General features: G+C 68.1%; 4 protein-coding genes and 1 CRISPR repeat array. Of the genes, 3 read left to right on the top strand and 1 reads right to left on the bottom strand.

What is annotated here, in order from left to right:
* The first annotated feature begins 77 nt into the window (after positions 1–77).
* Positions 78–2009, top strand: coding sequence for an acyclic terpene utilization AtuA family protein (locus CMO28_RS15690; RefSeq protein WP_296715097.1), 1932 nt, complete (start codon positions 78–80; stop codon positions 2007–2009).
* A 691-nt stretch (positions 2010–2700) separates the two neighbouring features.
* A CRISPR array of direct repeats spans positions 2701–3065; the repeat unit is 34 nt; unit sequence GCGTCACACCCTTCGCGGGTGTGTGGATTGAAAC.
* Positions 3066–3304: 239 nt separating this feature from the next.
* Complete coding sequence (locus tag CMO28_RS15685; protein ID WP_296715096.1) at positions 3305–4417, top strand: hypothetical protein; 1113 nt, start codon at positions 3305–3307, stop codon at positions 4415–4417.
* Between the two features lie 553 nt (positions 4418–4970).
* Here the strand turns inward: CMO28_RS15685 and CMO28_RS15680 are convergent.
* Positions 4971–6386 (bottom strand): amidase, encoded by a 1416-nt coding sequence (locus tag CMO28_RS15680; protein ID WP_296715094.1) that lies wholly within the window; start codon positions 6384–6386, stop codon positions 4971–4973.
* Positions 6387–6644: 258 nt separating this feature from the next.
* Here CMO28_RS15680 and CMO28_RS15675 point away from each other — a divergent pair, with 258 nt between their 5' ends.
* A complete protein-coding gene (locus CMO28_RS15675; RefSeq protein WP_296715093.1) occupies positions 6645–7667 on the top strand; it encodes an ABC transporter substrate-binding protein in 1023 nt (340 codons plus the stop codon).
* Positions 7668–7899 lie beyond the last annotated feature (232 nt).

Genomic DNA, 7899 nt, shown 5'->3' with positions numbered 1-7899 from the left:
CGAAGATCATCCTTCGAGCGCAACGCGGCGACCCTCTCCCGGCTATCAGGCCAAACATCCTACCAGGAGACGGCCCGATGAGTGGAATTCATACAAGCGACAGGATCGTGCGGATCGGCGGAGCCTCGGGCTTCTGGGGCGACAGCGCCGTGGGCGCGCCGCAGCTGGTCCGGCGGGCCGATATCGACTATCTGGTCTTCGACTATCTGGCCGAGCTGACCATGTCGATTCTGGCCTCGATGCGGGCGAAAGCGCCGGATCAGGGCTATGCCACCGACTTCGTCGAGGTGGCGATGCGGGCGGTGATCAAAGACGTCGCGGCCAGGAAAATCAAGGTGTTGAGCAATGCCGGCGGGGTCAATCCGCGGGCCTGCGCCGCGGCGTTGGGCAAGCTTGCCGACGAGGCCGGCGTCAGCCTGAAGATCGCGATCGTCGAAGGCGACGACCTGCTGGGCAAGCTGGACGATCTGCGGTCGGCCGGGGTGACCGAGATGTTCACCGGCGCCGCCCTGCCCGAAAAACTGATGAGCGCCAATGCCTATCTGGGCGCCCTGCCGGTGAAGGCGGCGCTGGACGCCGGCGCCGATGTGGTGATCACCGGCCGCTCGGCCGACAGCGCGCTGGCGCTGGGGGCGCTGATGCATGAATTCGGCTGGGCGGCGGACGACTACGATCGTCTGGCGGCCGGCAGCCTGGTCGGGCATATCCTGGAATGCGGCTGCCAGGCCACCGGCGGCCTGCATACCGACTGGGATCTGGTGCCCGACTGGGCGGATATCGGCTATCCGATCGCCGAATGCGCGGCCGATGGCAGCTTCGTGGTGACCAAGCCCCAGGGCACCGGCGGGCTGGTGGTGCCGGCGGTGGTGGCCGAACAGATGCTGTACGAGGTGGGCGACCCGGCGGCCTATATGCTGCCGGATGTGATCTGCGACTTCACCGCGGTGACGATGGAGGCGGTCGGTCCCGACCGCGTGCGTGTGCAGGGAACACGCGGTCGCGCGCCGACCGACAGCTATAAGGCCTCGGCCACCTATATGGATGGCTGGCGCGCGGTGGCCCAGCTGACCATCATCGGCATCGATGCCGCCGCCAAGGCGCAGCGCACCGCCGATGCGATTCTGGCCCGGACCCGGGCGATGTTCCGCCAGGCCAATCTGGCCGATTACCGGGCGACCTGCACCGAGATCCTGGGCGCCGAATCGATGTACGGCCCGCATGCCCGGGCAGGTGGTGCGCGCGAGGTTGTCATGCGGCTGTCTGCAAGCCACGACGACCGCAAGGCGCTGGGCATCTTCGCCCGCGAGATCGCCCCGGCCGGCACCTCGTGGTCGCCCGGCACCACCGGCGCCGGGGGCCGGCCCAAGGCCTCGCCGGTGGTCCGGCTGTTCTCGTTTCTTATGCCGAAACGCAATGTGGCGGTCACCGTCACGCTCGGTGATGATGTCATGCCGATCCGGATACCGTCAGATGGCATGCCGGCGCAGGCGTTCGGGACTGAACTGATAGCCGATCCGGCTATCACAAATGGCCATGAAATAGCCGAATCGGCTAAAAACACCGCGCAGAAAACCGGCCGATCAGCCGGCGATTCGTCGGAAATAGCCGATCTGGCTATTGTTGGCGCCGAAATAGCCGAATCGACTATAGCGCTGCCGCTGTATTCGGTTGCCTGGGCCCGATCGGGCGACAAGGGCGACAGCTCGAATATCGGCCTGATCGCCCGCCACCCGGATTTCCTGCCCTGGCTGCGCCGGCAGGTGACGCCCGAAAAAGTCCAGGCCTGGTTTGCGCATCTGATGGCCACAGATGGCAGCGTGACCCGGTTCGACGTGCCAGGGGTGCATGCCATGAACTTCCTGCTGACCCGCGCGCTGGGTGGCGGCGGCATGGCATCGATGCGCAACGACCCGCTGGGCAAGGGCTTCGGCCAGATCCTGCTGGACATGGACATCGAGGTCCCGTCGAGCTGGGCCACCCACCCGGCCGTGCGCCAACGCCCGGCCTGACCACCCGCCCGGCCTGACCACCCGCATGGCGCCGCACCACAGGGGGCGGCGCCGCTGCTTTTTTTGCGGCCACATTTTATCGGTCTTTGACAGGGAAAATGCCGTCTTGTGCGTAATGCGCACAGGCCGACGGGATTCCCTCACCGGCTCCGATCATAACGCGCCCGGGCCAGCCAGAGGCCTGGGTCGCGCGCTATATGAACGCTTGTTCGTGACAGGTACAGCCAGCCGTTCATCGCCCTGATCCGCCGCGCGTCGGCTCACCGCCGGAACACCGCGCCACCGGAACCGCCGGCCACCGCCGATCCGCCCCCGACACCCGGCCAGGCGGGGAGGCGAGGCAGGCGGACGGGATTGACCCAGAGCCATACCCGCCTCACCATGAACCACCCGGCGCGAGATTATCGACCCTGGACACCCGTTTTCAGGCCGGATCCGGGTCTTCGTTGAACCCGTGGGGGGCGGTGGGGGCGAACCCCGATCAACCACCCCGGCAGCCAGCGCCGCGCCATGGCGTCCGCGAACCCCAAGCTCCCGTAAAAATCCCGGGAGGTTCGCGGGCGAAATTCCCCAGGTTTTTCAAGCGGATAGATTTTCGGTGTATGCAGCCAGCCTGCAATGGCATGAATCACGCAAAGGTTCGCGCAACCGGCCTTTTTTTCTGGCGGCGTTCAAGGTATTAAGGAGGGGTGGGTCACACCCTTCGCGGGTGTGTGGATTGAAACCTGGACCCGGCCGATCAGGTCAAAGGCGCCAGTCACACCCTTCGCGGGTGTGTGGATTGAAACGATCAGGTGCGGAGGCTGCCGCGGCAAAGCGAAGCGTCACACCCTTCGCGGGTGTGTGGATTGAAACGGATAGAGGAAGGTGCCCTTCGGTGAATAGATGGGCGTCACACCCTTCGCGGGTGTGTGGATTGAAACTTGCCATTGACCTCGCCACAGACGAGGCGCCCGCGTCACACCCTTCGCGGGTGTGTGGATTGAAACGACCGCATGCGCGCACAGGTGCTGACAGCCCAAGGGTCACACCCTTCGCGGGTGTGTGGATTAAAGCACCTGATCGTCGATCGACCGCTCTTGCTGGCGATCGTCACACGGGCGCGCCGCCGGTCCTGACCTTTTGTCTCTGAGAGAAGATGCCGGCGTCGCCCGAAGCCCGGCGGATCTCCGCGGGGCCGGGGCGGGCGTGGCTGCGGGAGGGCGCCGCCGCCGCGGGCAGGTGTAAACATGTGGCGCATCGGTCATATGCGCCGCATGATGTGCCGAGTATGCAATCACACGCAGATTAACGCCATGGTGACATCGCCGGAGGGCCCCGGGCCCGACCAGGGCGCCCGGCCGGGCCGCGTCCGCACACCGGCGATGCCCGCCGGCCTGCCCGATGCCGGGCGTGACGACGACGGAACCGCGCGTCCCGCTGCCGGCTACAGCCCCCGCAGCTCGGGTACCCCCAGCTCGGGTGCCCCCAATTCCGGCCAGCCCAGCCTCAACCCCATCATCCACACCCGCCTCACCACCCCCGCCCTCACCGGCGGGTTCGACCTGCTCGGCCCGGTCTTCACGCGAGAGGTGATCCACCTCCGCTGTGCGGCCCCGGCCGGGCTGGAGGATGGGCCGTGGATGGGGGCTGCCGTGCGGGGCGCGCTGGGGCGGGTTCTGGAAGAGCGGGCGGCAAACGGAGGGGCGGGCGGTCGGCCGGATCCGTTCAACCGGCCCTCGGCCTTCGCGATCCTGTTCCAGACCCAGGCCATGCTCACCCGCCGGCTGGAAGTGCCGCGGCCCTGGCGGTTGCGGGTGCAGCGGCGTGGCCGCAGCCTCACCGTCGAGATCGCGCTTTACGGCTTCGCCGGCTATTGGGCGCCCGCCGTCGCCGATGCCCTGGTCGAGGCGCTGGCCGCCGGCGTGTCGCTGCGCGCGCTCGGCCGGATGCGCGTGCCCTGGCCGGTCGAGGCGCTGGAGATCCGCCGGATCACCGGCCTGCCCACATTGCCCGACACCCGACTGCCCGACACCTCGCGCCCGCTGGTGCTGGATATCGAAACCCCGCTCGCCCTCAAGGCCGGCGGCGCGCTGGCCGGCCATCTCGACAATCTGCCGATGATGCTCGCCGACCGCGCCAGCGGCCTGGCCCGCTGGCACGACATCGCCATCGCCGGCGATTTCAGCGCCCTGCGCACCGCCTCACGCAGGCTGCGCATCCAGGCCGACGGCCTGATCCCCGACCGCTGGGAACGCCGCTCCGGCCGTCTTGCCGGCCGCATCATCCCCATGGCCGGCTTCCGCGGCCGCCTGATCCTGCAGGATCTGGACCCGGCCTTCGCCCTGCCGCTCGCCATCGCCGCCGATGCCCATCTGGGCCAGGGCGCCACGGCCGGTCTCGGCTGGTTCAGCGTCTCGGAAGACTGACGGCAGAAGACCAGGCTGCCGCCCGGACCCGCCCGGAGGCGTGGCCACAGGACCTCGGGGGTGATGGGGAACAGGGGGCGTTGGAGCCATTGGTCATGGGGTTCGGGATCTTCAGCGGGGGCGAGGCCAGATCGTCCGGCGGTCATCCTGGGGAGGGGAAGGCGGATCCGCGCGCAAAGAACGCCGAACCTCTGGGGCCGCTGGCGATGGCCGACATGACCGGCCGATGGCATGCGGCGCCCCTGTCCGGTCCTCCCTTCGCCGGCCTCCGCACGCCCTCTCTACCGTCATCCCCGCGGAGGCGGGGATCCACCTGCGCGGTGTTCGCGGGTGGACCGGCCGTGCCCTGGCAGGCACCGTCCTTCGGCCGGAAAGCAAGGTGGATCCCCGCCTTCGCGGGGATGACGGCAGGGGTGGGGCGGGGATGACGGCAGGGGTGGGGCGGGGATGACGGTGGTGGGGGTGGGGCGAACCTGACGGGGATGGCGTCTGACAGGGGCGGATGACAGTGGTGGGGGTGGGGTGGAACTGAGGGGGCGGGGCGTGTCGGGGGTTATGCATACCCGGCGGGGCGGCGTGTATGCCAGTCGGTTGCGGTCTGGAAGGCGTGGGCGGTGCGGGCGATCAGGGCTTCGGCGAAGCGGGGGCCGGCGAACTGGCAGCCGAGGGGGATGCCGCCGCCGTCGCGGGTCTTCTCGCTGGTGCCGCAGGGGACCGTGATGGTCGGCTGGCCCGAGACGTCGAAGGGGGCCGTGAACGGGCCGATCGCCAGGATCGCGGCCGGGTCTTCACCCAGGCCGGACATGTAGTCGAGCGTGGGGCCTGCGACCGGCAGGCCGGGGATCAGCAGCACGTCGCAGGCGGCGTAAAGTGCCTCCATCGCCCCCGCGAAATCGCGGCGGTGTTCCTGCGCTTCGGCCAGTTCGAACGCCGTGTGGCGGTGGCCGCGTTCGATCAGCGCGGCGAGGCGCGGGCCGTACTCCGCCGCGCGGGTCGACCAGTGTTCGCGATGAACGATGGCGGCCTCGACCGCGCATTGCACCGCCCAGCCGGTCAGCGCCGGCTCGATCGGCGGCAGGGTGACCTCCACGAACCGCGCGCCGAGCCCGGTCATCACCTCGATGACATGCTCGATCGAGGCCAGAACCTGATCATCGGCCCGCGCCTTCAACAGCCCGCGGTCGATGCCGATGGTCAGGCCCCGCACCGGTTTGGAGAGTTCTGCCATATAGTCAGGTACTGCAAGTTGTGATGCGGTGGGGTCGCGCGGGTCAGCGCCGGCCATCACGCCGAGCAGGGTGACGGCATCGGCAACGCTGCGCGCCATCGGCCCCATATGATCGAGCGAAGGGGCGAGGGCGAGCGCGCCCGCCCGGCTGACCCGCCCCCATGTCGGCTTGATCCCCGTCACACCACAGCATGAGGAGGGCAGGCGGATCGAGCCGCCGGTATCGGTGCCGAGCGCGCCCCAGATCAACCCGGCGGCCACCGCCACACCCGACCCGCTGGACGATGTGCCGGTCCAATGCGCAGCCCCCCAGGGGTTGACCGGCGGCACCACATCCGGATGGTGGTCGGCATAGGCACCCTCGGTGAGGGTGGTCTTGCCCAGAATGATTGCACCGGCGGCCCGCAGCCGCGCGATGACGGTGGCATCCTGCCGGGGCCGCCGGCCGCGCAGCACCGGGCTGCCGAATTCCGTCGGCATGTCGGCGGTGTCGAACAGATCTTTGGCCGCCAGCGGCACGCCGTGCAGGGGGCCGCGCACCAGACCGGCGGCGATCTCCGCCTCGGCCCGGCGCGCCTGATCCAGCGCCGCGTCGTTCAGATGGGCGAAGGCGTGAAGCGCGCCGTCATGGGCGGCGATCCGGTCCATCATGCAACGCACCGCATCCACCGGCGATATCGCACCGCGGCGGATCTCTTCCGCCAGGCGGACCAGGCTCAATCTGTGCAGGCTCGACGACATTCCGCTGCGGCTCCTCTGAAGCGGTCTGTGGGCGCGGGCATGTCATTATTATACAAGAATGCCTGTTTCGTGCTCAAAAAACGTCACTGCCCATAAAATAGGCGGGTGATTGCCGGGCAGGCATGCGAGGCTGGCGGGATTCCGGCATGGCGTCGGATGGCATGCATATTGCGTGGGCATGCGTGCACGGCCAACGACCGGTCTGTGCGTACAACCCCCGCCTTGCCCATAAAAAACTGCTCCGGAAGGCTTCGATCCATGTATATGCGCATTGCGAAACGGGGGGCGGTGGCCCTTGCTCTGGCGGCCGCTGCGGTGTTCGGCCCCGTGGGGGGCGCCGCCACGGCCGATGCGGCAGAGGCGGTGTCGGTGCGGCTGAAATGGCTGCCCCAGGCCCAGTTCGCCGGGTTCTATGTCGCCAAGGCCAAGGGCTTCTATGAAGCCGAAGGCCTGGACATGACCATCAACCCGGGCGGCCCGAACCTGAATGCCGAGGCGCTGGTGGCATCTGGCGCCGACACCTTCGGGCTGGGCAGCGGGACCGAGGCGGTGCTGCATGCCCGCGCCAAGGGCCTGCCGCTGATCTGCATCGGCATGTCGCAGCAGAAGACCCCCTTCGCCTTCGTCGCGCGCGAGACAAGCGGCATCAAGACGATCGAAGATTTCAAGGGCAAGAAGGTCGCGACCTGGTTCACCGGCCCGCAATACACGCTGTATTCGGTGCTGGCGGCGGCCAAGATCAAACAGTCGGAGCTGACCATCATTCCGCAGCCGGTTTCGATGGCACCCTTCGTCGAGGGTGAGTTCGACGTCGCGACCGTCACCTTTTACAACGAGCTGAACACGCTGAAAGAGCAGGGGATCACCGATCTGACGGTCTTCACCCCCGATGACTATGGCGTGACCACCCAGCAGGACAGCTTCATCACCTCGGAAAAGATCGCAACCGAGAAGCCGGAACTGGTTCAGGGCTTCCTGAACGCTACCCTTAAGGGTTGGAAATACGCGTTTGAGCACAAGGCAGAGGCGATCGACATCGTCATGGCCGCGGCGGAAGGCCTGGAGCGCAAGCACCAGGAGGCGATGCTGGACGAGATCGAACGGCTGATGGTCGCCGGCCGCGCCGCCGATGAAGGCCTCGGCGCGCTCGACATGGCGTCGATCGAGAAGGTGCAGACCGACCTGGTCGGCTTCGGCGCGCTGAAGGAACCGGTCGACCTGAAGGCCGCCTTCGACGAGAGCTTCTGGGACAAGGTGCCGGCTGCGGACAAAATGCTCTGAGGCGGAGGCTTGTATGCACCGCGGCCCGACGAGGTTGAAACACCTGGTCGGGCCGCCCCGCGGTTGCCGGCAGCGGGGCCGGGGGCGGCGTTCTTTGTGGGGGGACGGACCTGGATCCCCGCCTTCGCGGGGATGACGGGGGAGGGGGAAGAGAGCCGGATGGCGGCGTTGGACCGGCCTTCGAGGCCGTGAAGGTGGATCCCCGCCTTCGCGGGGATGACGGTAGAGAGGG

Origin of the sequence: Tistrella sp., assembly GCF_002684955.1 — a bacterium.
In the GTDB taxonomy this organism is placed as follows: Bacteria; Pseudomonadota; Alphaproteobacteria; order Tistrellales; family Tistrellaceae; genus Tistrella; species Tistrella mobilis.
The sequence above is the reverse complement of the archived record's forward strand: the minus strand, read 5'-3'. Positions and strand labels throughout refer to the sequence as shown.